The 24,050-nt window shown below is 74.3% G+C and carries 21 protein-coding genes and 1 pseudogene; 15 read left to right on the top strand and 7 right to left on the bottom strand.

Annotation, left to right across the window (positions count from 1 at the left end):
• Positions 1-8 precede the first annotated feature (8 nt).
• Positions 9-2,582, top strand: a complete 2,574-nt coding sequence (pepN, locus tag ACIQVT_RS05620; protein ID WP_403748076.1) for an aminopeptidase N — start codon at positions 9-11, stop codon at positions 2,580-2,582.
• Between the two features lie 95 nt (positions 2,583-2,677).
• On the opposite strand, the gene ACIQVT_RS05615 is transcribed toward pepN, so the two are convergent.
• On the bottom strand, positions 2,678-3,610 hold the full coding sequence (locus ACIQVT_RS05615; RefSeq protein WP_403748074.1) for an EamA family transporter: 933 nt from the start codon (positions 3,608-3,610) through the stop codon (positions 2,678-2,680).
• 140 nt (positions 3,611-3,750) lie between these two features.
• Between ACIQVT_RS05615 and ACIQVT_RS05610 the strand changes: the two genes are divergently transcribed.
• Positions 3,751-4,254 carry a MarR family winged helix-turn-helix transcriptional regulator gene (locus tag ACIQVT_RS05610; protein ID WP_403748072.1) on the top strand — a complete coding sequence of 168 codons (504 nt, stop codon included), beginning with the start codon at positions 3,751-3,753 and terminating at the stop codon, positions 4,252-4,254.
• A gap of 13 nt (positions 4,255-4,267) precedes the next feature.
• Here the strand turns inward: ACIQVT_RS05610 and ACIQVT_RS05605 are convergent, their stop codons facing one another.
• Positions 4,268-5,812, bottom strand: a complete 1,545-nt coding sequence (locus ACIQVT_RS05605; protein WP_403749674.1) for an FAD-dependent monooxygenase — start codon at positions 5,810-5,812, stop codon at positions 4,268-4,270.
• A gap of 117 nt (positions 5,813-5,929) precedes the next feature.
• Here ACIQVT_RS05605 and ACIQVT_RS05600 point away from each other — a divergent pair, with 117 nt between their 5' ends.
• Positions 5,930-6,520, top strand: a complete 591-nt coding sequence (locus ACIQVT_RS05600) for a TetR family transcriptional regulator (protein WP_403748069.1) — start codon at positions 5,930-5,932, stop codon at positions 6,518-6,520.
• Between the two features lie 148 nt (positions 6,521-6,668).
• Here the strand turns inward: ACIQVT_RS05600 and ACIQVT_RS05595 are convergent, their stop codons facing one another.
• The 3 genes from ACIQVT_RS05595 to ACIQVT_RS05585 form a co-directional block, all read right to left on the bottom strand.
• The gene (locus ACIQVT_RS05595) at positions 6,669-6,956 is read right to left on the bottom strand and encodes a hypothetical protein (protein ID WP_403748067.1); all 288 of its coding nucleotides are present in this window, start codon (positions 6,954-6,956) and stop codon (positions 6,669-6,671) included.
• 315 nt (positions 6,957-7,271) lie between these two features.
• Complete coding sequence (gene malQ / locus ACIQVT_RS05590) at positions 7,272-9,365, bottom strand: 4-alpha-glucanotransferase (RefSeq protein WP_403748065.1); 2,094 nt, start codon at positions 9,363-9,365, stop codon at positions 7,272-7,274.
• Complete coding sequence (locus ACIQVT_RS05585) at positions 9,366-9,608, bottom strand: hypothetical protein (RefSeq protein ID WP_403748062.1); 243 nt, start codon at positions 9,606-9,608, stop codon at positions 9,366-9,368.
• A 139-nt stretch (positions 9,609-9,747) separates the two neighbouring features.
• Here ACIQVT_RS05585 and ACIQVT_RS05580 point away from each other — a divergent pair.
• From ACIQVT_RS05580 to ACIQVT_RS05570, 3 genes and pseudogenes are all read left to right on the top strand, one after another.
• A pseudogene (locus ACIQVT_RS05580) lies at positions 9,748-10,005 on the top strand (RNA polymerase sigma factor); the annotation flags it as partial.
• A gap of 207 nt (positions 10,006-10,212) precedes the next feature.
• On the top strand, positions 10,213-10,725 hold the full coding sequence (locus tag ACIQVT_RS05575; RefSeq protein ID WP_403748059.1) for a hypothetical protein: 513 nt from the start codon (positions 10,213-10,215) through the stop codon (positions 10,723-10,725).
• Positions 10,722-11,333 carry a hypothetical protein gene (locus tag ACIQVT_RS05570; RefSeq protein ID WP_403748056.1) on the top strand — a complete coding sequence of 204 codons (612 nt, stop codon included), beginning with the start codon at positions 10,722-10,724 and terminating at the stop codon, positions 11,331-11,333. The genes ACIQVT_RS05575 and ACIQVT_RS05570 overlap by 4 nt, the downstream gene beginning before the upstream one ends.
• Before the next feature lie 55 nt (positions 11,334-11,388).
• On the opposite strand, the gene ACIQVT_RS05565 is transcribed toward ACIQVT_RS05570, so the two are convergent.
• Positions 11,389-11,925: an HNH endonuclease gene (locus tag ACIQVT_RS05565; RefSeq protein ID WP_403748053.1), complete on the bottom strand. Its 537-nt coding sequence runs from the start codon at positions 11,923-11,925 to the stop codon at positions 11,389-11,391.
• 340 nt (positions 11,926-12,265) lie between these two features.
• Here ACIQVT_RS05565 and ACIQVT_RS05560 point away from each other — a divergent pair, with 340 nt between their 5' ends.
• On the top strand, positions 12,266-13,384 hold the full coding sequence (locus ACIQVT_RS05560) for a mechanosensitive ion channel family protein (protein ID WP_403749671.1): 1,119 nt from the start codon (positions 12,266-12,268) through the stop codon (positions 13,382-13,384).
• A 279-nt stretch (positions 13,385-13,663) separates the two neighbouring features.
• Here the strand turns inward: ACIQVT_RS05560 and ACIQVT_RS05555 are convergent, their stop codons facing one another.
• Positions 13,664-14,185 (bottom strand): hypothetical protein, encoded by a 522-nt coding sequence (locus ACIQVT_RS05555; RefSeq protein WP_403748050.1) that lies wholly within the window; start codon positions 14,183-14,185, stop codon positions 13,664-13,666.
• 368 nt (positions 14,186-14,553) lie between these two features.
• Here ACIQVT_RS05555 and ACIQVT_RS05550 point away from each other — a divergent pair, with 368 nt between their 5' ends.
• From ACIQVT_RS05550 to ACIQVT_RS05515, 8 genes are all read left to right on the top strand, one after another.
• Positions 14,554-15,765, top strand: a complete 1,212-nt coding sequence (locus tag ACIQVT_RS05550) for an ROK family protein (RefSeq protein ID WP_403748047.1) — start codon at positions 14,554-14,556, stop codon at positions 15,763-15,765.
• 64 nt (positions 15,766-15,829) lie between these two features.
• Positions 15,830-17,173, top strand: coding sequence for an ABC transporter substrate-binding protein (locus tag ACIQVT_RS05545; protein WP_403748045.1), 1,344 nt, complete (start codon positions 15,830-15,832; stop codon positions 17,171-17,173).
• The gene (locus tag ACIQVT_RS05540) at positions 17,173-18,114 is read left to right on the top strand and encodes a carbohydrate ABC transporter permease (RefSeq protein WP_403748043.1); all 942 of its coding nucleotides are present in this window, start codon (positions 17,173-17,175) and stop codon (positions 18,112-18,114) included. The genes ACIQVT_RS05545 and ACIQVT_RS05540 overlap by 1 nt, the downstream gene beginning before the upstream one ends.
• 2 nt (positions 18,115-18,116) lie before the next feature.
• The gene (locus ACIQVT_RS05535; protein WP_403748041.1) at positions 18,117-19,010 is read left to right on the top strand and encodes a carbohydrate ABC transporter permease; all 894 of its coding nucleotides are present in this window, start codon (positions 18,117-18,119) and stop codon (positions 19,008-19,010) included.
• A gap of 7 nt (positions 19,011-19,017) precedes the next feature.
• Complete coding sequence (locus ACIQVT_RS05530; protein WP_403748039.1) at positions 19,018-20,283, top strand: 6-phospho-beta-glucosidase; 1,266 nt, start codon at positions 19,018-19,020, stop codon at positions 20,281-20,283.
• Positions 20,274-21,266 carry an N-acetylglucosamine kinase gene (locus ACIQVT_RS05525; protein WP_403748036.1) on the top strand — a complete coding sequence of 331 codons (993 nt, stop codon included), beginning with the start codon at positions 20,274-20,276 and terminating at the stop codon, positions 21,264-21,266. The genes ACIQVT_RS05530 and ACIQVT_RS05525 overlap by 10 nt, the downstream gene beginning before the upstream one ends.
• 198 nt (positions 21,267-21,464) lie before the next feature.
• Positions 21,465-23,006, top strand: a complete 1,542-nt coding sequence (locus ACIQVT_RS05520; protein WP_403748031.1) for a collagen-like protein — start codon at positions 21,465-21,467, stop codon at positions 23,004-23,006.
• A gap of 14 nt (positions 23,007-23,020) precedes the next feature.
• Positions 23,021-24,049, top strand: a complete 1,029-nt coding sequence (locus ACIQVT_RS05515) for a glutamate ABC transporter substrate-binding protein (protein ID WP_403748029.1) — start codon at positions 23,021-23,023, stop codon at positions 24,047-24,049.
• Position 24,050: the final 1 nt, after the last annotated feature.

Below are 24,050 nucleotides of genomic sequence, written 5' to 3'. Positions count from 1 at the left end.
ATGACCGCGTGCCTGGCACAAACCTGACTCGCGAAGAGGCGCGGCAGCGGGCGGAGCTGCTCACCGTTGACTCGTACGAGATCGATCTCGACCTCTCCGGCGCGCAGGAGGGCGGTACCTACCGGTCCGTGACCACGGTGCGCTTCGACGTGGCCCGCGGCGGCGTCGGGTCCTTCATCGACCTGGTCGCCCCGGCCGTCCACGAGGTGGTCCTCAACGGCGACCATCTGGACCCCGCCGAGGTCTTCGCCGACTCGCGGATCACCCTGCCCGAGCTGCTGGAGGGGCGCAACGTCCTGCGGGTCGTCGCGGACTGCGCCTACACCAACACCGGTGAGGGACTGCACCGCTTCGTCGACCCCGTGGACGACCAGGCCTACCTCTACACCCAGTTCGAGGTGCCCGACGCCCGCCGGGTGTTCGCCTCGTTCGAGCAGCCGGACCTGAAGGCCACCTTCCAGTTCACCGTGAAGGCGCCCGACGGCTGGACCGTCATCTCCAACTCGCCGACGCCGGAACCGGCGGACAACGTCTGGGTCTTCGAGCCGACGCCGCGGATCTCGACGTACATCACCGCCCTGATCGTCGGCCCGTACCACTCCGTGCACAGCGTGTACGAGAAGGACGGGCGCAGCGTGCCGCTCGGCATCTACTGCCGGCCCTCGCTCGCCGAGTTCCTCGACTCGGACGCGATCTTCGAGGTCACCCGGCAGGGCTTCGACTGGTTCCAGGAGAAGTTCGACTACGCGTACCCGTTCGCCAAGTACGACCAGCTGTTCGTGCCCGAGTTCAACGCGGGCGCCATGGAGAACGCCGGCGCGGTCACCATCCGCGACCAGTACGTCTTCCGCTCCAAGGTGACCGACGCGGCCTACGAGGTGCGCGCGGAGACCATCCTGCACGAGCTGGCCCACATGTGGTTCGGCGACCTGGTCACCATGGAGTGGTGGAACGACCTGTGGCTGAACGAGTCGTTCGCCACCTACACCTCCATCGCCTGCCAGGCCGCCGCGCCCGGCTCCCGCTGGCCGCACTCGTGGACCACGTTCGCCAACTCGATGAAGACGTGGGCGTACCGGCAGGACCAGCTCCCGTCCACGCACCCGATCATGGCGGACATCCGCGACCTGGACGACGTCCTCGTCAACTTCGACGGCATCACGTACGCCAAGGGCGCGAGCGTGCTCAAGCAGCTCGTCGCGTACGTCGGTGAGGACGAGTTCTTCACGGGCGTGCAGGCCTACTTCAAGCGGCACGCCTTCGGCAACACCCGCCTGTCCGACCTGCTGGGCGCCCTGGAGGAGACCTCCGGCCGCGACCTGAGGACGTGGTCGAAGAAGTGGCTGGAGACGGCCGGCATCAACGTGCTGCGGCCGGAGATCACCACCGGCGACGACGGCTCCATCACCTCCTTCGCCGTCCGCCAGGAGGCCCCGGCGCTGCCGGCCGGCGCCCAGGGCGAGCCGACGCTGCGCCCGCACCGCATCGCGGTCGGCCTGTACGACCTCGACGGCTCCGGCAAGCTGGTGCGCACCGACCGGATCGAGCTGGACGTCGACGGTGAGCTGACCGACGTACCGCAGCTGGCCGGCCGTGCCCGTCCCGCGGTGGTCCTGCTCAACGACGACGACCTGTCCTACGCCAAGGTCCGCCTGGACGAGGAGTCGCTGCGCACGGTCACCGAGCACCTCGGCGACTTCGCGGAGTCCCTGCCGCGCGCCCTGTGCTGGGCGTCGGCCTGGGACATGACGCGGGACGCCGAACTGGCCGCCCGCGACTACCTCGCCCTCGTGCTGTCCGGCATCGGCAAGGAGTCCGACATCGGCGTGGTGCAGTCGCTGCACCGCCAGGTGAAGCTGGCCATCGACCTGTACGCGGCCCCGGCCGCCCGCGAGGCCCTGCTGACCCGTTGGACCGACGCCACGCTGGCCCACCTGCGCGCGGCCGAGCCGGGCAGCGACCACCAGCTGGCCTGGGCGCGGGCGTTCGCGGCGACCGCGCGCACCCCGGAGCAGCTTGACCTGCTGGAGGCGCTGCTGGACGGGTCGCAGACGGTGGAGGGCCTGGCCGTGGACACCGAGCTGCGCTGGGCGTTCGTGCAGCGGCTCGCGGCCGTCGGCCGGTACGACGAGGCGGAGATCGCGGCCGAGTACGAGCGGGACCGGACGGCGGCCGGTGAGCGCCACGCCGCGACCGCCCGCGCGGCCCGGCCCACCGCCGAGGCCAAGGCGGAGGCGTGGGCGTCGGTCATCGACTCCGACAAGCTGCCGAACGCCGTGCAGGAGGCCGTGATCGGCGGCTTCGTCCAGACCGACCAGCGCGAGCTGCTCGCGCCGTACGCGGACACGTACTTCGAGGTCGTCAAGGACGTCTGGGACTCGCGTTCGCACGAGATCGCCCAGCAGATCGCGATCGGCCTGTACCCGGCGGTCCAGGTCTCCGAGGAGACCCTGGCCCGCACGGACACCTGGCTGGCCGAGGCCGAGCCGAACGCGGCCCTGCGCCGCCTCGTCTCGGAGTCCCGCTCGGGCGTCGAACGCGCCCTGCGGGCCCAGGCGGCCGACGCGACGGCGGCGGAGTAACCCCCGAGGGCGCCCGTCACCACACCGGGCGCCCTCCCCCGCCACCTCCGGTCCCCCGGCCCGGGTCCCGGGCCGGGGGACCGGCTGGTCGTCGCTCAACCCCGCGGTGCCGGGGTCGGTGCGGAGGCCGGGGTGGGGTGGACGGTGGTGGGACGGTCACGGCGGGGGGCCGGGAGCTGGCCGGCCAGGGTCGCGCCGCAGGCGAGTGCCATGCCCGCGATCTGCACCGGGGTGAGGGCCTGGCCGAGGGCCGCCCAGCCGACGACCGCCGCGGTCAGCGGGGAGAGCGGGCCGAGGAATCCGGCCTGGGTGGCGGTGAGCCGGCCGATGCCGCGGAACCAGAGCCAGTAGGCGACGGCCGTGTTGGCCAGCGCGAGGTAGAGGTAGCCGCCGACGGCGGGGGCGTCCAGGGCGGGCGGGGCGCCCTCGGCCAGGAACGCGACGGGCGCGATGAGCAGGCCGCCGGCGGTGAGCTGCCAGCCGGTGAGCGCCAGCGGGCCGACGCCGTCCGGGCGGCCCCAGCGCTTGGTCAGGACCGTCCCGGCGGCCATGGAGCCCGTGGAGGCGACGGCCGCGAACACGCCGGTGAGGTCGAGCGCCCCAGCTCCCCGCAGGACCACGAGGCTGACACCGAACGCCGCCGCCAGCCCGGCGAGCAGGGTGCGCGGGGTCGGCCGCTGCCCGAGCAGCAGCGCCGAGAGCCCGACGACGAACAGGGGTCCGGTGGAGCCCACGACCGCCGCCGTCCCGCCGGGCAGCCGGTACGCGGCCACGAACAGCAGCGGGAAGAAGGCGCCGATGTTCAGCGCGCCGAGCACGGCCGCCTTGGCCCACCAGGTGCCGCGCGGCAGCACCCGGGTGACGGCGAGCAGCAGCAGTCCGGCGGGCAGGGCCCGGGCCAGCGCCGTGAACAGGGGGCGGTCCGGCGGCAGGAAGCCGGTGGTGACCGCGTAGGTCGTGCCCCAGGAGACGGGGGCGAGCGCGGTGACGGCGACGACGGCGCTGCTGCCCGGGCGGCGGATGGCCATGAGGGCCCCTTCCGGAGAGGCGGTGACGGATCCGGTCGGATCAGTGGTCATTAGCTTAGTAGTAAGCTAGTTAGTGTCAAGAGGCTTGCTCGGCGGCCAGTTTCTTGCGGGAGAGCGGACCGGCGTCGATACTTCGGCCCATGCAGCAGCAACAGCCGGTCGACCCCGTCGATGTGATCACCGAGCAGTGGGCGCGGGTACGGCCCGACCTCGACACCCGGGCGATGGAGGTGTTCGGCCGCGTCTTCCGGCTGGCCCGCGCGATGGGCGACCGCATGGAGCGGGCCTACAAGCCGTATGGCATCTCGCGCGGCGAGTTCGACGTCCTCGCCACCCTGCGCCGCTCCGGCGAGCCGTACGCCCTCTCGCCCCGCGAGCTCTCCGCCACCCTCATGCTGACCACCGGCGGGATGACCGGCCGCCTCGACAAGCTGGAGCGGGCCGGCCTGCTGCGCCGCTCCCCCGACCCGCACGACCGGCGCGGCCTCCAGGTGACCCTCACCGAGGAGGGGCTGCGGCTCATCGACGAGGCGGTCGGCGCGGGCCTGGCGGAGGAGAACGCCGCCCTGGCCGCCCTGAGCACCGAAGAGGCCGGCCACCTGGCCGGCCTGCTGCGGACCTTGCTCGACGCGACGGCCGAGTAGCCGCCGCCCGGCGTCAGCCGGTGGGCCCGAGGTGCCGGTCGAGGGCCGCCGCGGTCCGCGCCGGGGTGGCCGCGTCGGCGGCCCAGGCCACGTAGCCGTCCGGGCGCACCAGCACGGTCGTACATCGGCCGCTCGCCCAGCGCGCGACGGCCAGCCGGTCCGCGCGGCCGGGTCCCGCCTCGTACGGCTCGGGTGCGATCAGGACGAACCGGCCGCCGCGCAGCGACTCGTGGAGCCGGCCGCCGCCGGCGAGGGCGACGTCCGGGACGCGGGCCCCGGTCAGCGGGTGGGCGCCGCGCGGCGCCGGGTAGCGGTAGCCGATCCCGGTGACCTGGCCGACCAGCCTGCGCCGCACCGGGGCGGCCGCGCCGACGAACGCGGTGAGCGCCGCGCGGGCCGCCAGCGCCCAGGGGCGCCTGGCCATCGCGAGGCGCACGATCCCGCCGCTGCTGCGCAGCACCGCCCTGCCGACGGGGTGCCGCTCGGCCTGGTAGCTGTCGAGCAGCCCGGCGTCCGCGTGGCCGCCGGCGACCGCCGCCAGCTTCCAGCCGAGGTTGGCCGCGTCCTGGAGCCCGGTGTTCATGCCCTGTCCGCCGGCCGGCGTGTGCACGTGCGCGGCGTCCCCGGCGAGGAAGACCCGCCCCGCCCGGTACGCCGGCGCCTGCCGCTCGTCGCTGTGGAACCGGGACATCCAGCGGGCGTCGTGCATGCCGAAGTCCCGGCCCAGGGCGAGGCGGACGGTCTCCCTGATCTCGTCGAGGTCCAGCGGTTCGCTGTCCGGGACGTCCCGCGCGCGGTTCCAGCCGATCACCCGGTGGTAGCCGTCGCCGAAGGGCGCCAGGAAGGCGAAGGCGTCGCCCACCGCGGCGGCGGTCAGCACCGTGGGGGGCGGCTCGGCGAGCCGGACGTCCGCGAGGACGACGGAACGGATCACCGACCTGCCCGGGAAGGGCAGCCCGACCGCCTGGCGCACGGCACTGCGCATGCCGTCCGTGCCGACGACGTACGCGGCCCGGAAGGTCTCCGTGTCCCCCCGCGGCCCCCGGGCCCGCACCGTCACACCGGTCGCGTCCTGGGTGAGGCCGGTCACTTCCGTCTCGTGGCGGAAGTCGGCGCCCGCCTCGGCCGCGCGGCGCTCCAGGACCTTCTCCACCTCGTACTGCGGCAGGACGAGGAGGTGGTTGAAGCGGGAGGGCAGGCCGGTGAGGTCGATGGTGAGCCCGCCGAAGAGACCGAGCCGGTCGAGGGGCTGCCCGAGGGCCTCCAGCTCGTCGGCGAGGCCCCGGGCGTCGAGCTGTTCGAGGGTGCGGGCGTGCAGGACGAAGGCGCGGGAGAGGTTGCTGAGCCGGTGGGGGCGTTTCTCCAGGACGGTGACCGGGACGCCGGCGGTGGCCAGGTCACCGGCGAGGAGGAGCCCGGTGGGGCCGGCGCCGACGACGAGGACGCGGGGGGTGGCGGTGCCGTCGGGGGCGGCATCGTCCGGGGCTGTTCTCAACGCTGTCTCCGGGCCTGTTTCCGGGCCTGTTTCGGGGGCGGTCGGTCCGGTGGTGCCGGTCATCATGGCCTCCTTGGAGGTGCCCACACACGTTGGTCAACGCTTGTTGGCAAGCGTAGGGCGGGCGAAGAGACGGGTCAACACTTGTTGGCCCACAGGTGTTGACCTACGCTCGTCCCCATGACGGCCAGCACCCAGCCGGACCGGTCGGCGCCCCGGCCCCGCCGCTCCGACGCCACCCGTACCGCCATCCTCGCCGCCGCCCGCGAGCGCTTCGCGGCCGACGGCTACGAGCGGGCCACCATCCGGGCCGTCGCCGCCGACGCGCGGATCGATCCGTCCATGGTGATGCGCTACTTCGGCAGCAAGGAGGGCCTGTTCGCCGCGGCCGTCACCCTGGACCTGCGCCTGCCCGACCTGACCCGGGTGCCGCGCGAGGGGGTGGGCCGCGCGCTGGTGGGCCACTTCCTCGGCCTGTGGGAGGGGAACGAGGAGTTGCGGGCCGTCCTGCGCGTCGGTGTCACCAACGAGGCCGGGGCCGAGCGGATGCAGGGCATCTTCCGGGAGCAGCTGCTGCCCGTCGCCCGGCAGGTGTGTCCCGACCCCGAGCAGGCACCGGCGCGGGCCGCGCTGTGCGCCGCGCAGCTGCTGGGGCTGGCCCTGACCCGCTATGTGCTGCGGCTGCCGCCGGCCCGGACGCTCACCCGCGAGGAGCTGGTGGCGTGGCTGGGCCCGACGGTGCAGCGGTACCTGACCGCGCCGCACCCGTGACCGCGCCGTAGTCGTGCCCGGCCGGGGCGGGGGAAACACCGGGGGCGCCGGCCCTCCCCGGGTACGGCGTGCGCGCGTACCGGCGGGGAGGGCGGGCGCCCCCGGGGAAGAACCGTGGACCCGGCCGGGCTTCGGCCGGGACCGGGGCTCAGGCCTTGACCTGGGCCTGGGCGTCGGGCTTGATGTCGATGTTGGACGAGGTGGTGTCCTTCCTGGCCCGCGACTTGTCCAGCAGCATCACCAGACCGGCGATCACCGCGAACAGCACCAGCGGGGCGAAGACGTACAGGCCCAGCGTCTCGATGACGCTCAGGCCCGGGCCGGGGTCGTCACCGTCGTCGCGGGTCAGCGCGAGCGCGGGGGACGACATGAGCAGCATCATCAGCGTCGTACCGGCGGCCAGGGCGCCGGCGCGCAGGGCGTTGTTCTTGTCCACGGTGCCAAGTTAGCGAACGGCCGCGCAGTGTGCGCGCCCGGGGTGCCGGTAGCGGCCCGGCGACGGGCCCGGGCGGGACCCGGGGACCGGTCCGGGCGGGGTCCGGGGACCGGTCCGGGCGGGGTCCGGGAACGGGCCCGGCGGGACCCGGGAACGGGCCCGGCGGGACCCGGGAACGGGCCCGGCGGGACCCGGGAACGGGCCCGGCGGGGTCCGGGTGTCCGCGTGGCGGGGTCCGGGTGTCCGCGTGGCGGATTCCCGGGGGCGGATGTCCCCGGGGCTTCCGCCACGCGGTCCGGGTGGGCGGCCGCGCCCTCAGCGCTCGGACGGGCCGGGCGGGCGCAGTACGTCGAGCAGCGCGCGCAGCCGCGGGGAGGCCACCAGTTCCTCCAGCGGCACCGGACGGCCCTCGGCGTCCGCGATCGGCAGGCGCCAGTTCGGATACTCGTCCCAGGTGCCGGGCAGGTTCTGCGGGCGGCGGTCCCCGGTGCCGTCCGGGAGCCAGACGCCGATCAGCCGGGCGGGGGTGCGCAGCAGGAAGCGGTGGACGGCGCGGATCTCCTCCTCCTCGTCGGAGCCGGGTGGTCCGGCCGCCGGGCTGTCCAGCAGCCCCAGGCTGCCGAGCAGGGCGAGCCACTCGGCGGTGTCGGCGGTGACCTCCGCGCGTTCCTCGGCCGCCGAACGGGTCAGCAGGCCGAGCCGGTCGCGCAGCTCGACGTGGTCGCCGGTGAGCCGGGCGGCGGTGGGCGGCAGGTCGTGGGTGGTGGCGGTGGCCAGGCAGTCGGCGCGCCAGCGTTCGGGGGGCAGGGGGTGGCCGTCGCCCTCCCAGTCCCGTTCGAACCACAGCACGGAGGTGCCGAGGACGCCGCGCCGCTCCAGCGTCTCGCGCACGCCGGGCTCCACCGTGCCCAGGTCCTCGCCGATGACGACCGCCCCGGCACGGGTGGCCTCCAGGGCCAGGATCGCGAGCATGGCGTCGGAGTCGTAGTGGATGTAGGTGCCGTCGGTGGGCGGGCTGCCCTGGGGGATCCACCACAGCCGGAACAGGCCCATGACGTGGTCGATGCGCAGGGCGCCGGCGTAGCGGAAGAGGGCGCGCAGCAGGTCCCGGTAGGGGGCGTGGCCGCAGGCGGCGAGGCGGTCGGGACGCCATGGCGGCAGGCCCCAGTCCTGGCCGCGGGCGTTGAAGGCGTCCGGGGGCGCGCCCACGGACATGCCGGCGGCGAAGACGTCCTGCTGGGCCCAGGCGTCGGCGCCGGAGGGGTGCACGCCGACGGCGAGGTCGTGGACGATCCCGACGGGCATGCCGGCCTCGCGGGCGGCGCGCTGGGCGGCGCGCAGCTGACCGTCGGTGAGCCAGGCGAGGCGGGTGTGGAACTCGACGCGGTCGGCGAGGGCGGCGCGGGCACGGGCGGTAGCGGGCGAGCGGGGGTCGTCCAGTCCGTCCGGCCAGTGGTGCCAGTCGGGGCCGTGGACCTCGGTGAGGGCGTACCAGGTGGCGTGGTCGTCCAGGGCCCGGCCGTGGGCGGCGCGGAAGGCGTCGTAGGCGGCCTGCCGCCCGGGGGCGAGGGGGACTTGGAGGACGAGTTCCAGTGCCTCCCGCTTCAGCTCCCACACGGCGTCCCGGTCGATGAGGGCGCCCTTGTCGAGGACGTCGGCGCGCAGCCGGTCGGCCCGCCCCAGCAGGGTGGTCAGACGGTCCCGGTCCGGTACGTAGGCGAACTCGGGCACGTCCTCGACGCGCAGGTGGACGGGGTCGGGGAAGCGCCGGGACGACGGCCGGTACGGGGAGGGGTCGGTGGGGGCGCCGGGCACGGCCGCGTGCAGCGGGTTGACCTGGACGAAACCGGCGCCGGCGGTGCGTCCGGCCCAGCCGGCCAGCTCGGCGAGGTCGGTGAGGTCGCCCATGCCCCAGGAACGGCGCGAGAGCAGCGAGTACAGCTGGACCAGGAGGCCGTGGGAGCGGCCGGGCGGGGCGGGCAACCGGTCGGGGGCGGTGACCAGGTGGGCCGTCGCCGTCCGCCCGTCAGGTGCGGTGGCGGTGAGCCGGTGCACGCCGAGCGGCAGGTCCGCGATGCCCTCGCGGTCCTCCCCGTCCTCCGTCCGCACGCTCAGCCGGGTGCCGGCGGGCAGGGCGGTGAGGGCGGCGGGCGGTTCGGCGCCCGCCCACTGGACGACGGTCGGTGGCAGCAGGCGTTCGCGCAGTTCGTGTTCGCGCGCGGCGAGGGCGGCGCGGACGGCGTCCGGGCCGCTCGCGTCGACACCGAGGGCGGCCAGCGCGGCCGTCACGGCGGAGGCGGGGACCTGGACGGTGCGGTCGGGGGCGGGGCGGTAGGAGGTGGCGACCCCGTGCAGCTCGGCGAGCCGGGCGAGGTCGGGCGCGGGGTGCTCGTCGGGCGCCGCGGCCATCTACTGTCCCGGGGCGAAGGAGTCCGGGACCGGTTCCGACTCGCTGGTCAGCGTGGCGGTCTCGGCGAGCGGGGGTTCGCTGGTCAGGGGTTCGGCGTCGGGCAGCGGCGGCTCGCTGGTCAGCGGCGTCTGCGCGGACGCGGTCTCGGAGCTGGCGGCGGACAGCCATGCCGCCTCGGACCCGGGGGCTGGCTCCGCCACGGGTTTGTACGGGGCCGGGATCGTGAGAACCGGTGCGGCCACGGGGATCTCCTTGTCGGTGTGCCGGATTCCACGGCTTCGGACGGGTTACGGCAGGCCTACCCCGTGACGCCGCCGCCACGCGCGGCAGGAACGCCGCCGGGCGTGATCCGGCACCGGCCGGACGAGCGATAGAGGGGGTGTGAGACTGTTCCGCCCCGTGGGGGGCCAGCGCGAGGACGACGACGCGAGCGGCGGGGACGCGGCCCTGCTGCGGGCGGTCGCGCGGGGAGACGCGGCGGCGATGGGCGCCCTGTACGACCGGCACGCCGGGTGGCTGCACGCGCGGCTGACCCGGCGGTGCGCCGATCCCGAGATGGTGCGGGAGGTGCTCCAGGACACCTTCGTCACGGTGTGGCGGTCGGCGGCCGGGCACCGCGGGCAGGAGGCCGGCGGCTTCGCCCGGGTCGGGGAGCTGCCGGTGTGGTGGCAGCCGTGGGCGACGGCGGTGTGGACGGGCGGCCTGGCCTCGGCCGCCGTGCTGGGGTACGCGGCCCGGCGCCGGGTGACGGCCCTGCTGCCGCTGGCCGCCGCGCTGGCCGCCGGCACGCTGCTCGCACAGGCCGGGGACGGTCTGTGACATCCCGATCCGCTGACCCGGCGCCAGGTGTGCGACACCTCCCGCGCTCCGGCGGTGTGCGTGAACGCCCGGTACGCCGGGATGCTCCCGCAGATCGGTGACGCGCTGTCGGGGGTCCGGGCCAAGCTGGCGGGCGTGCGGAACCTGCCGGTGCGCTGGGCGGACCACGGGGACGCCCCGCGCGCCGGTGAGGCGGCGCTGCCGGCCGTCACACCGCTCGGCTGGGCGATGGTCCGGGGGCGGCTGACCGATCCGGAGCGGTACGCGTGGGAGGCGGTCGGCGCGCTCGCGCTGCGCGGCGACTGTCCGCAGGACCGGCTGTCCCACCGGCTGTCCGACCGGCTGCTGACGGCGGACGACGCGGTGGCGCACTACCTGGCGCCGGACCCGGTACGGGACCGCCTCGACGGGGCCGCCGCCGGGCCGCGCCGAGCCCGGGCCGAACTGGCCGCGATGGACGGCGGCGAGCGCCGAGCGTGGCTGTCGGCGTACTTCGCGGCCCGCGCGGCCTGCCGTCCGCAGGAGGTGCCCGCACTGTGACGACGCTCCACGGCCCCCTGCTGTACGTCCGCTCCCGGGCGCTGCCCCTGACGCTGGCCGCGCTCACCGCGACGGCCGCGTTCGCGGTGTGGGCGGCCACCCGGCTGGACGCCTACGTCGACCCCGACCGGCGGGTGCCGGTCGTCGCGCTGGCGCCGCTGCTGGCGTCGGCGGTGATCGGGACGAGCCTGTACAGCGCCTCGGACGAACTGGACCGCACCGCCGTACGGCCGTGGTGGCCGCGCCGGCTGACGCAGCTGGCGGTCCTGACCGCGCTGGCCGCGCTGCTGGTGACTCCGGCCGTGCTCGGCCGCGCGGAGGTCTTCGGGCCGCCGGCGGTGCTGCGCAACACGCTGGGCTGCACGGGGGTGACCGCGGCGGCGGCCGTTGTGCTGGGCGCCCGTGCGAGTTGGCTGCCCGCGTTCGGCTACGTGACCGCGGTGTACCTGGGCTTCCACGGCGCGCACGGCCGCGCGGCCACGGTGTGGGCGTGGCCGGTGCAGCCGGGCTCGCAGCCGGGGGCGTGGGCGGCGGCGCTGACGGCGTTCGCGCTGGGCGCGGCCGGGTACGCCGTGCGGGGCGCCCGCCCCGAGGGGCCCCGCGGCTGATCCCGCGGCCGGCGGCGGACCGCTGCCGGCCTCCGCGAAGACGCCGCCGATCCGGCTACGCGGAGATGCCGTCGATCCGGGCCAGCGCGTCGTCCGCGCCGTACGGCCGCAGGTAGGGGAGCCAGCGCGGGTCGCGGTGCCCGGTGCCGATGATGCGCCAGGCCAGGCCCGAGGGCGGGGCGGGCTTGTGGCGCAGCCGCCACCCCAGCTCGACCAGGTGGCGGTCGGCCTTGACGTGGTTGCAGCGGCGGCAGGAGGCCACCACGTTGTCCCAGACGTGCTTGCCCCCGCGGCTGCGCGGGATGACGTGGTCGACGCTGGTCGCGATGCCACCGCAGTACATGCACCGGCCCCCGTCGCGGGCGAAGAGCGCCCGCCGGGTCAGGGGGACGGGGCCCCGGTAGGGGACCCGGACGAAACGCTTGAGCCGGACCACGCTGGGAGCGGGGAGGGTGACGGTCGCGCTGTGCAGATAGGCGCCGGATTCCTCGAGGGAGACGGCCTTGTTCTCCAGGACGAGGACGAGCGCGCGGCGGAGCGGTACGACGCCGAGCGGCTCGTACGACGCGTTGAGGACCAGGACATGCGGCACGGGTGCCTCCTTGGGCGTCGGCGGCGCGTGGCTCGCGCCGGGACGATCTGAGGTCAGTCTCCCTTGAGGCCTGGTGGAAGCGCCACCATGTGCCGGTAACGGGCCGGGAGTGTTTTCGACCACACGTGACGCGCCCTCCGCACCGCCGCCCGAGTGGGCCCGCGTGAGCCGTGTCTCTCCTGCGGGCGTCCCGCGCGGAACGGCCGGAGGCACACACGATGCCCCGTTAGTGTGGTGGTCCCGTCCGTCCGGTGACCTTTTCGTGACCTTGACCGCCCGCCGGTGCGGACCGCGCAGCACCTTGGAGGTACCTGCCGTGTCGTCCCTGCCCATCGCCCTGATGGCCGCCGGCGCGTCCCCGTCACCGTCCCCGGCCCCCTCGCAGTCGACGGCGCCGGCCGTGCCGTCCCTCCAGGACGCCCAGGAGAGCGCGACGAACGCGGCGAGCTGGGTGGAGCAGAACTGGTCGACGTGGCTCGCGATGGGTCTCCAGATCCTGCTGATCGTGGTCGTGGCGGTCTCGCTCAGAGCGGTGGTGCGGCGGTCGATCACCAAGCTGATCGACCGGATGAACCGCACCGTGCAGGCCGTGGACGGCAGCGCGCTGGGCGGCCTGCTGGTCAACGCCGAACGGCGGCGGCAGCGGGCGGCGGCGATCGGCTCGGTGCTGCGGTCGGTGGCCAGTTTCCTGATCCTCGGCACGGCCGCGCTGATGGTGCTGGGCACCTTCAAGATCAACCTGGCGCCGCTGCTGGCGTCCGCCGGTGTCGCGGGTGTGGCGATCGGTTTCGGCGCCCGGAACCTGGTCACGGACTTCCTGTCCGGCGTGTTCATGATCCTGGAGGACCAGTACGGCGTCGGTGACGTGATCGACGCGGGCGTGGCCACCGGCGAGGTGATCGAGGTCGGGCTGCGGGTGACCAAGCTGCGCGGCGACGGCGGCGAGATCTGGTACGTCCGCAACGGCGAGGTCAAGCGGATCGGCAACCTCTCCCAGGGCTGGGCGACGGCCGGCGTGGACGTCACCGTGCGGGCCGGCGAGGAACTGGACCGGGTCCGGGCCACGCTGGACGAGGTCGCCGAGAAGATGAGCAAGGAAGAGCCCTGGAACGAGCTGCTGTGGGGCCCGATCGAGGTGCTCGGCCTGGAGTCGGTGCTGATCGACTCCATGGTGGTACGCGTCTCGGCGAAGACGATGCCGGGCAAGTCGGTGACGGTGGAACGCGAACTGCGCTGGCGCATCAAGCGGGCGTTCGACGCGGCGAGCATCCGCATCGTGGGCGGTGCGACGGCCCTGGAGGACGCGGAGAACACCCCCGACCCCACAGCGGCGGTCGCGGCCCCGTCGGCGTACGCCAGCACGGACTCCCCGCAGGTGGCGGCGGCGGCGCCGATCGCCTCGCAGCGTCCGGCACCGTCGCCGAAGCCGGAAAGCGGTTCAGCACGCTCGTTCGAGTGAGCGGATGGGGCATTCCGGTGCGATGAGCACCGCGAACGCCCCATCGTGCTGCCGGGGCCCCAGCGCGGGCTCGGCCTGGCACCAGGGCGACGAGGAGAACCAGCGATGACGAAGGCCGGCCTCGGCGCCCCCCTCCCGCTCCCGGCGCCGTACCCGATCCTGGACACCGCCCCCTTCGTCACCGGCTGAGCGGACCGCGGGCCGGCCGGACGCCGGTGAGCCGAGCGGTGACCCCAGCCCGCCCCACCAGCAGCGCGGCCGACGCCCTGTGCCGCACCTTCACTCGGCCGCCGCCGGCCTCGTCACCTGACACAGCGCCACGAACGCACCCCCGTTCCGCTGTCCCGGAATGCCGCGCGGCGCCCCGTCCACCCGGAGCCGGAGCAGAACCCCGCCCGACGCTGCGGAACCGGTGATGGTGTGCCGGCCGCGGAACGGCCGCCACCGGAACTCCAGCACCTCCCCGTCCACCACGTCGTACGCCCGCCCGGACCCGGCGAGTCCCGCCCGCAGGCGCTCGGCCGCCCCGGCGGGGAGGAGGCGCTCCCGGGTGTCCGCGAGGGCGTCCGGGGTGACCGCGACACCGGTGCCGCGGGCCTGGCGGAACCGGGCGCCGTGGACGCAGCCGGCGAGCAACAGGCCGAGCAGGGCCCAGACGGCCGGGGCGAGGACGAGGTCCCCCACGGACTGCCGGGACAGCCCGTCGTCCACCACGGTGACCAGCCACATCACCACGCGCAGGGGCAGGGAGGCCGACATGGCGGCCATCCACAGCCTCCGCAGCAGTCTTCCGTCGGGCATCTCCCACCATCCGCTCGTCACCGGCCGGTCCGCGCGCGCCAGTGCGTCACCGGGCGGCGGGCGGCGTATGCGGGCACGGCGACCGGCGGGCCCCATGCCGATGACGCCCTCATGACGAGATCCCCCACCGGCCGCGCGCGGCCGGGCGGGGGCCGTGCCGGGGCCCGTGCCGCGCCGCCTCCGAGGTAACGACTGCGTTGCCTCGGGGACGTTGTCTATTGACGCCCCCTTCGTCCTGGGCTTACGTTCCTCCCACCCGAATAGGAAACTTTCCTAACAGTGGTCTCCCGGCGACCGGTGATCAAGACTGGACGCCGTCCCCGAGTCACTGAAAAGCTGGGCGGCTGGAAAGGCAGGTGTCGACCCCCATGGCAGGAACCGCCGGTACGCCGGGCACCCCGCGCGTCCTGCGCGCCATGAACGACCGCGCCGCCCTGGACCTGCTGCTGGAGCACGGGCCGCTGTCGCGCACCCGGATCGGCAAGCTCACCGGCCTGTCCAAGCCCACCGCCTCCCAGCTGCTGGCCCGCCTGGAGGCCGCCGGCCTGGTCCGCCTCACCGGCACCAGCGAGGGCCGGCCGGGCCCCAACGCCCAGCTCTACGCGATCGACCCGACCGCCGCACACGCCGCCGGACTCGACGTCACCCCGCGGCGCATCCGGGCCGCCGTCGCCGACATCACCGGCCGCACGGTCGGCGAGTACCGGCTGCCGACCCCCGGCCGGCGGCCCGCCCGGCCCGTCGTCCAGCAGGTCACCGACGCGCTCGACGGTGCCGTCAAGGCCGCCGGACTCGCCCGGTCCGACGTGCACCGGCTGGTCATCGGCACCCCCGGCGCCTTCGACCCGGGCACCGGCCGCCTGCGCTACGCCTCCCACCTGCCCGGCTGGCACTCCCCCACCCTCCTCGACGAACTCGCGGCGGCACTGCCGATGCCGGTCGAGTACGAGAACGACGTCAACCTCGCCGCCGTGGCCGAACAACGCCTCGGCGCGGCACGCGGCCACGAGGACTTCGTGCTGCTGTGGAACCAGGAGGGCCTCGGCGCCGCCCTGGTCCTCGGCGGCCGGCTGCACCGCGGCTGGACCGGCGGCGCCGGCGAGGTCGGCTTCCTGCCGGTGCCGGGCACGCCCCTGGTGCGGCAGGTCACCAAGGCCAACAGCGGCGGCTACCAGGAGCTGGCCGGTTCCCAGGCGGTACCGGCGCTGGCCCGCGAACTCGGCATCGAGGGCGTGCCGCCGGGGCCGTACGCCGAGGCCGCCGCCACGCTCCTGGCCCGCGCCGCCGACCACGCCGGCGGCCCGCACCGGGAACTGCTGCGGACCTACGCGACCCGGCTGGCCACCGGTCTCGCCTCGCTCGTCTCCGTCCTCGACCCCGAACTCGTCGTCCTCAGCGGCTCCGCCCTGACGGCCGGCGGCGAGGTGCTGCGCGCCCTCGTCCAGGCCGAACTGGAGGAGCTGGCCGCGGCCCGGCCCCGGCTGGTCGTCGGCGACGTCCGCGACCGTCCCGTCCTGCGCGGCGCGCTGGAGTCAGCGCTCGCCGCCACCCGCGACGAGGTCTTCGACACCTCGCGCTGAGCACCACCGCACCCCGGTAGCACTCCCCTTCCGCCCAAGCCACCCGCCCCTGGGAGACCTCGCCATGCCCGACGTCATACCCCCGGCTGTCCGAAAGACGGCTTTCGCCCTGACCGCGTCGCTGGCTCTGCTCACCACCGCCTGTACCGGACAGTCCGGCACGGGCGCCACGGACGACGCCTCGAAGAACACGACGATCACCTTCTGGCACGCCTGGAGCGCGCCGAACGAGGTCCGGGCCGTCCGGTCGCTGGTCGCCGGCTTCGAGAAGGCGCACCCCAACATCCACGTGAACGTCGTCGGCAACATGACCGATGACAAGATCAACCAGGCGCTGCGCTCCGGCGGCGACCGGGCGCCGGACGTCATCTCCTCGTTCACCACCAACAACGTGGGCAAGTTCTGCTCCTCCCACGCTCTGGTGAACCTGAACCCCTTCTTCGAGAAGTCCGGGATCGACCCGGCCACGACGTTCCCGAAGCCGATGAACGAGTACACCCGGTTCGAGGGCAACCGCTGCACGGTCCCGCTGCTCGGCGACGCGTACGGGCTCTACTACAACAAGACGGCCTTCCGGAAGGCCGGCATCAAGACGCCGCCCCGCACCTGGTCGCAGTTCACGGCCGACGCGAAGAAACTGACCGTCCGGGAGGGTGACGGCTACCGGCAGCTCGGGTTCATGCCCGACTACCACGGCTGGGAGTCCACCACCGAGCACTACATCGCCCAGTTCTCCCCGACGTACTTCGACCGGGACGGCAAGTCGAACGTCGCCCGCGACCCCGCCTTCCAGCAGGGGTTCACGCTCCAGAAGAAGCTCGTCGACGAACTCGGCGGATTCCGCAGGCTGGAGCGGTTCCGGTCCACCCTCGGCGACGAGTGGGGCGCCCGGCACCCCTTCCACACCGGTCAGGTCGCCATGCAGCTCGACGGCGAGTGGCGGCTCGGCATGGCGGAGGAGGCCAAGCCGGACTTCGAGATCGGCGTGGCCCCGCTGCCCGTGCCGGACGATCGGGCCGACGAGTACGGCAAGGGCTACATCACCGGCACCATCGCGGGCATCGCCGCCACCAGCCACAAGCAGAACGCGGCCTGGGAACTGGTGAAGTACATGACCACGGACACGGACGCGGTGGTCGGCTTCGCCAACGCCATCCACAACGTGCCCTCCACACTGGCCGCGCTGAAGTCCCCGAAGCTGAAGTACGACCCGCGCTTCAAGACGTTCCTGGACATCGCCGCGAACCCGCACTCCACCACCACGCCCGCCTCCCTCAACGGCGGGGTGTACCTGGTGACGATCCAGCAGTTCGGCTACGACTACGAGAGCGGCAAGGCCACCGATCTGAAGGCCGGGCTGCGGAAGACGGCCGCGCAGATCGACACGGACATCGCGCAGGCCCGGTGATGAGCACCGTCACCCTCGCGGCCCGGCGCCGGCGCTCGGCCCTGCGCACGCTCGCCTTCATGTCACCGTGGCTCATCGGCTTCGCCGTCTTCTTCGCCTACCCGCTGCTCTCCACGGTCTACTTCTCCTTCATGCACTACGACGGCTTCCAGCCGCCGCGGTGGACCGGCGGGAAGAACTGGACGTACGTCTTCGCGCACTACCCGCTGTTCTGGCCCGCCCTGCGCAACACGTTGTGGCTGGTCGTGATCATGGTGACCCTCCGGGTGGTCTTCGGCCTCGGCGTCGGCCTGCTCATCACGAAGATCAAGACGGGCACGGGCGTCTTCCGCACCCTGTTCTACCTGCCCTACCTGGCCCCGCCGGTCGCGGCGACCATGGCCTTCGCCTTCCTCCTCAATCCCGGCACCGGACCCGTCAACTCCCTCCTGGAGAAGGCCGGTGTCCCGGCCCCGGGCTGGTTCGGCGACCCCGCCTGGTCCAAGCCGGCGCTGACCTTGCTGGCCCTGTGGGGCATCGGCGACCTGATGGTCATCTTCATGGCCGCACTGCTGGACGTGCCGGCCGAGCAGTACGAGGCGGCGCAACTGGACGGCGCCTCGGCGTGGCAGCGGTTCCGGTACGTGACCCTGCCGAACATCTCGCCGATCGTGATGTTCGCCGTCGTCACCGGCGTGATCCAGGCGATGCAGTACTACACGCAACCGCTGGTCGCCGGGAAGGTCGCCTCCGGTGTCATCCAGGGCGCGGGCACCCAGTTCGAGCCCGGCTACCCCGACAAGTCCACCCTCACCCTTCCCCAGCTCGTCTACAACCTCGGCTTCCAGCGCTTCGACTACGGCTCGGCCTGCGCGGTGGCGCTGGTGCTGTTCGCCCTGTCGATGGCGTTCACCGCGCTGCTGATGCGGCGCCGGGGCGGCCTGATCCAGGCAGGTGACTGACCATGACCCACATACTGGACCGGCCGGCGCGGCCGGCGCCGTCCGTCTCGGCGGCCGGGCGCGCCGCCCGTCGCAGGGCGCTGCTGGAGTGGCTCGCGGTCCACTCCCTCGGCGTCGCCGTCGCGCTGTTCTTCACCCTGCCGTTCGTGTTCGTGGTGCTGACCTCGTTGATGAGCGACAGCCAGGCACTGAGCCGGGACCTGGTCCCGCACACCTGGGAATGGGGCAACTACCGGAAGGTGTTCGACACCCCGGGCTTCCTCACCTGGTGGCGCAACACGCTGGTGTACGCCGGCCTCGGCACCGTCCTGACCGTGGTGTCCTCGGTGCCGGTGGCGTACGCGCTCGCCAAGTTCCGCTTCCGGGGCCGCAACCTGTCACTCATGCTGGTGATCTCGACGATGATGCTGCCCCCGCAGGTGGTCGTCATCCCGATGTACCTGTTCTGGGCGAAGCAGCTGGACCTGTCCGGCACCCTGTGGCCGCTGATCGTGCCGATGGCGTTCGGGGACGCGTTCTCCGTCTTCCTGCTGCGCCAGTTCCTGATGACCATCCCGAACGAGTACCTGGACGCGGCGAAGGTCGACGGCTGCGGCGACCTGCGCACCCTCGTCCGGGTGGTGCTGCCGATGGCCCGGCCGGGCATCGCCGCCGTCGCCCTGTTCCAGTTCTTCTACGCCTGGAACGACTACTTCGGCCCGCAGATCTACGCGTCGGAGAACCCCGGCGCCTGGACCCTGTCGTACGGCCTGGAGTCCTTCAAGGGCGCCCACCACACCGACTGGAACCTCACCATGGCGGCGACCGTGCTGGTCATGGCCCCCGTGATCCTCGTGTTCTTCTTCGCCCAGAAGGCGTTCGTCGAGGGCGTCACCCTCACCGGAGTAAAGGGTTGATCTGGCTGTGAAACTCACCGTGGTCGGCGGCGGCTCGACCTACACCCCCGAACTCGTCGACGGCTTCGCCCGCCTGCGCGACACCCTGCCACTGGAGGAACTCGTCCTCGTGGACCCGGCGGCGGACCGGCTCGACCTGGTCGGCGGCCTGGCCCGGCGCATCTTCGCCAAGCAGGGCCACCCCGGCCGCGTCGTGACGACGTCCGACCTGGACGCGGGCATCGACGGCGCCGACGCGGTACTGCTCCAGCTCCGCGTCGGCGGCCAGGCGGCCCGGCAGCAGGACGAGACCTGGCCGCTGGAGTGCGGCTGCGTCGGCCAGGAGACGACCGGCGCCGGCGGCCTGGCCAAGGCCCTGCGCACCGTCCCCGTCGTCCTCGACATCGCCGACCGGGTCCGCCGCGCCAACCCGCGCGCCTGGATCATCGACTTCACCAACCCGGTCGGCATCGTCACCCGCGCCCTGCTCCGCGAGGGCCACCGGGCGGTCGGCCTGTGCAACGTGGCGATCGGCTTCCAGCGCAGGTTCGCCGGACTGCTGGGCCTGGCCCCGGCCGACGTCCACCTCGGCCACGTCGGCCTCAACCACCTCACCTGGGAGACCGCCGTACGGCTCGGCGGCCCCGAGGGCGACGACGTGCTGCCCGGGCTCCTGGCCGAGCACGGCGAGGCCATCGCCGCCGACCTCCGCCTGGACCGTGCCCTCCTGGACCGCCTCGGCGTCGTCCCCTCGTACTACCTGCGCTACTACTACGCGCACGACGAGGTCGTCCGGGAACTGGCCACCAAGCCGTCCCGGGCCGCCGAGGTGGCGGCCATGGAGGCCGAACTGCTGCGGATGTACGGCGACCCGGCCCTGGACGAGAAGCCGGCCCTGCTGGCGAAACGCGGTGGCGCCTACTACTCGGAGGCCGCCGTCGACCTGACCGCGGCCCTGCTGGGCGGTGGCGGCAGCCCCTACCAGGTGGTGAACACCCTCAACCGGGGGACGCTGCCCTTCCTCCCCGACGACGCGGTGATCGAGGTGCAGGCGGCGGTCGGCGCGGCGGGCCCGGTCCCGCTCCCGGTCCCCGCCCTGGACCCCCTGTTCGCGGGGCTGGTCGCGGGCGTGACGACGTACGAGGAGCTGGCCCTGGACGCGGCGGTGCGGGGCGGCCGGGAGCGTGTCTTCCGCGCGCTGCTGGCGCATCCCCTGATCGGCCAGTACGCGTATGCCGAGACCCTCACCGACCGTCTCGTCGCACACAACCGGGAGCACCTGGCGTGGGCCTGACCGCATCCGAGCCGCCGACGGTCCTCGCCGTCGACGCGGGCAACAGCAAGACCGACGTGGCTGTGGTCACCGCCGCCGGCGAGGTCCTGGCCACGGCGCGCGGCGGCGGCTTCCGCCCGCCCGTGGTGGGGGTGGACGCGGCGCTGGACGCGCTGGCCGAGCCGGTGACCCGGGCGTTCGCGGACGCGGGGGTGACCTCCGTGACGCACGTCTCGGCCTGCCTGGCCAACGCCGACCTGCCGGTGGAGGAGGAACGGCTGGCGGCCGCGCTGCACGCGCGCGCCTGGGGCACGTCGGTGGAGGTCCGCAACGACACCTTCGCGGTGCTGCGCGCGGGCGTCGCCGAACCCCGTGGCGTGGCCGTCGTCTGCGGCGCGGGCATCAACTGCGTGGGCATGCGCCCCGACGGCCGCACCGCCCGCTTCCCGGCCATCGGCCGCATCTCCGGCGACTGGGGCGGCGGCTGGGGGCTGGCCGAGGAGGCGCTGTGGCACGCGGCCCGGGCGGAGGACGGCCGGGGCGAACCGACCGCCCTGTCCCGCGCGCTGCCCGCGCACTTCGGCCTGCCGACCATGTACGCCCTCATCGAGGCCCTGCACCTGGGGAACGTCGCGCACGACCGGCGCCACGAGCTGACCCCGGTCCTGTTCGCCACGGCCGCCGCCGGCGACCCGGTGGCCGGGGCGCTGGTCACCCGGCTCGCCGAGGAGGTCACGGTGATGGCCACGGTCGCCCTGACCCGGCTCGGGCTGCTGGCCGAGGAGACCCCGGTCGTGCTCGGCGGCAGCGTCCTCACCGCCGGCCACGCCCTGCTGGACGACACGATCCGCGCGCTGCTGGCCGCCCGGGCCCCCCGGGCCGCCGTCCGCGTCGTCACCGCCGGGCCGGTGCTGGGCGCGGCCCTGCTGGGCCTGGACCGGCTCGGGGCCGGTGCGGAGGCCGGGTTCCGGGCGCGCGGGCACTGGGAGGGCGCCACGCGGTGACCGCCGCCCCGGAGCGCCGTCCGGCGCTCCGGGGGAACCGATCCCCCGTCACCAGCGTGTTCCTTACCGGGGGTGGTGCGCCCGGCGGCGCACGCCCCGGGCACACTGCGATCCGATCAAGATGCCGCGAAGGCCGGTGCGGACGCCGGTGGCCACGGTGATACTGGGCGGCGAACGGATGACCACGGGGGAGGTCGAGTGACACAACCGCCGAAGAGCAGCGCGGTGCCACCGCCGGCCCGGCCCGCCGCGCCCGCGGGCGTCCCCGGCCTTCCCGGCGCGTCCGGCCTCATGGGCACTCCCGGTGCGACCGGCTTCGCCGGTGCCCCGGGCGCGTCCGGTGCCCCCGGCTTCCCCTCACAGGCCGTCGCCCGGGCCGTCGCCCGGCCCGGGGGGCCCGTGGCCGCCGTGCCGCCGGCGCCCACGCGGCGGACCGCGTTCGCCGAGGCCGCCGAGCGGCTGCGGGCCGCCGCGACGACCGAACCGGGACGGCTGCGGCTCATCGGCGCCGTACTGGCGGTGCTGGTCCTCGCGTTCGGGGCGGTCACCGCGTGGCAGACCAGCGCCCGGTCCGCCGCCGCCGACGACGTACTGCACCGCAGCCAGCCGCTGAGCGCCGGCGCGGCCGGGATCTACCGCTCCCTCGCCGACGCCAACACGGCCGCCTCCAGCGGGTACCTGGCGGGCGGGCAGGAGACCCCGGAGTCCAGGGACCGCTACGAGGCGGACATCCGCGGCGCCGCCACCGGACTCGTCAACGCCGCCGCCAACGCCGAACCCGGCTCCGCCTCCGAGGCGACCGTCGCCCGGCTGAACCGGCTGCTGCCGGAGTACAAGGGCCTGGTCGAGCGGGCCCGGACCTACAACCGGCAGGGCTACCCGGTGGGCGGCGCCTACCTGCGCTACGCCAACGAGAAGATGCAGCGGCAGATGCTCCCGGCGGCGGAGGACCTGTACTCCACCGAGAACCGGCGGCTCACCGGCGACTACGACGACGCGACACCGTACCCGTGGGCGGCGATCGCGCTCGGCGTGCTCGCCCTCGCCGCGCTCGGCCTGGCCCAGCACCGCACGTACCGGCGCACCAACCGCGTCCTCAACCACGGCCTGGTCGCCGCGACCGCCGCGACCACCGTCGCCCTGCTCTGGCTGGTCGTCGGGCACACCGTGGCCCGGTCGGAGCTGGACGGCTCCTACCGGCACGGCATCCGCTCGCTCAACGCGCTGCACGACGCCCGGATCGCGTCGCTCAAAGCGCGCGGCAACGAGAACCTGAGCCTGGTCTCGCGCGGCGCCGAGACCGTCACCGTCGGCGGCACCTCCTACGACGCCTACTACCACGACTTCGACAAGGACATGGCCGTGCTCGGCAAGGGACTGACCGAGGCCGCGCGGCTCGCCGACGACCGGGCGGGCAGCGCCCCGGTGGAGGCGGCCCGGAGCGACATGGCGGTGTGGAAGCGGCGCCACGCCGCGGCCCGGGCCGAGGACGAGAACGGCAACTACCAGCAGGCGCTGGACAAGGTGATCGGCGCGAAGGACTCGACCGGCGAGTGCTTCGACGGCGTGGACCGCAGCCTGGTCCGCGCCATCGGCCACGAGCAGGCCCGGTTCCGGCAGGCCGCCGGCGCCGGCCGGGACGCCCTGACCGGGCTGCCGGCCGGCGCGGGCGTCCTCGCGGTGCTGGGCGCGGCGGCCGCCCTCGCCGGTGTCGGACGCCGGCTCTCGGAGTACCGGTGACGGGGGGCGGGGCGATGGACGCGAGCCGGGCACGGGCCACCCTGCGGGGCTGGGGCGGGGTCGCCGCGATGGCGGTGCTGTGCGCGATGGCGCTGGCGTTCGCCCTGCTGCTGCCCTGCACCACCCGGACGCCGGTGCCGCAGCGGGCCGGCGAGCGGGCCGTGACGGCCACCCAGGCCCGCGCCGACGACTGCCGGGACACGGACGCCCACCGGCGCACCCTCGCCCCGTCCGGCGCCGACGGGCCCGTGATCGATGCCATCAAGGCCCGTACCGGCGATCGGCGCAAGCTGATCGTCGGCGTCGACCAGAACAGCTACCGCTGGGGTTACCGCAACCCCAACACCGAGGGCGCGGAGCTGGAGGGCTTCGACATCGACCTGGTCCACCGGATCGCCCAGGACATCCTCGGTGACCCGGACGCGGTGCAGTTCAAGGCCATCCCGACCAGCCAGCGCATCCCCGCCATCGAGGACGGACGGGTGGACATGGTCGTACGGACCATGACGATCACCTGTGACCGGCTCGACCACGTCGCCTTCTCCGCGCCCTACTTCAAGACCGGCCAGCAGGTCCTCGCCCCCAAGTCGTCGCCGGTCACCGGGTACGACGACTCGTTGGCGCACAAGAAGGTCTGCACGTCCGCCGGTTCGATCGCACACACCAGGCTGGCAGCCGACCGGAAGGCCGGCCGGCTGCCCGCCTCCGCCGACATCTCCACCACCGTCCCCAGCCAGCTCGACTGCCTGGTCCGGCTCCAGCTCGGCGAGGTGGACGCGGTGGTGACCGACGCCGCGCTCGCCGCGAGCCAGGCGGCCCAGGACCCGACCGTCGCCCTGAAGGGCAAGGCGTTCACCGAGGAGTACTACGGCGTGGCCATGCGCAAGGACGCCACCGACCTGGTGCGCCGCGTCAACCGCGTCCTGGTGGACTACCGCGCGGACGGCTGGCAGGCGTCGTACGACAAATGGCTGTCCGCGACACTGGGTAGGGATCCGGCCGCGTCGAGACCGCCCGTGCCGCAGTACCTGCACGGCGGTTGAG

The sequence above is a fragment of the Streptomyces sp. NPDC100445 genome, assembly GCF_044759735.1.
Lineage (GTDB): Bacteria > Actinomycetota > Actinomycetes > Streptomycetales > Streptomycetaceae > Streptomyces.
Note: the sequence above shows the minus strand (reverse complement) of the source record. Positions and strands in the feature narration are given on the sequence as shown.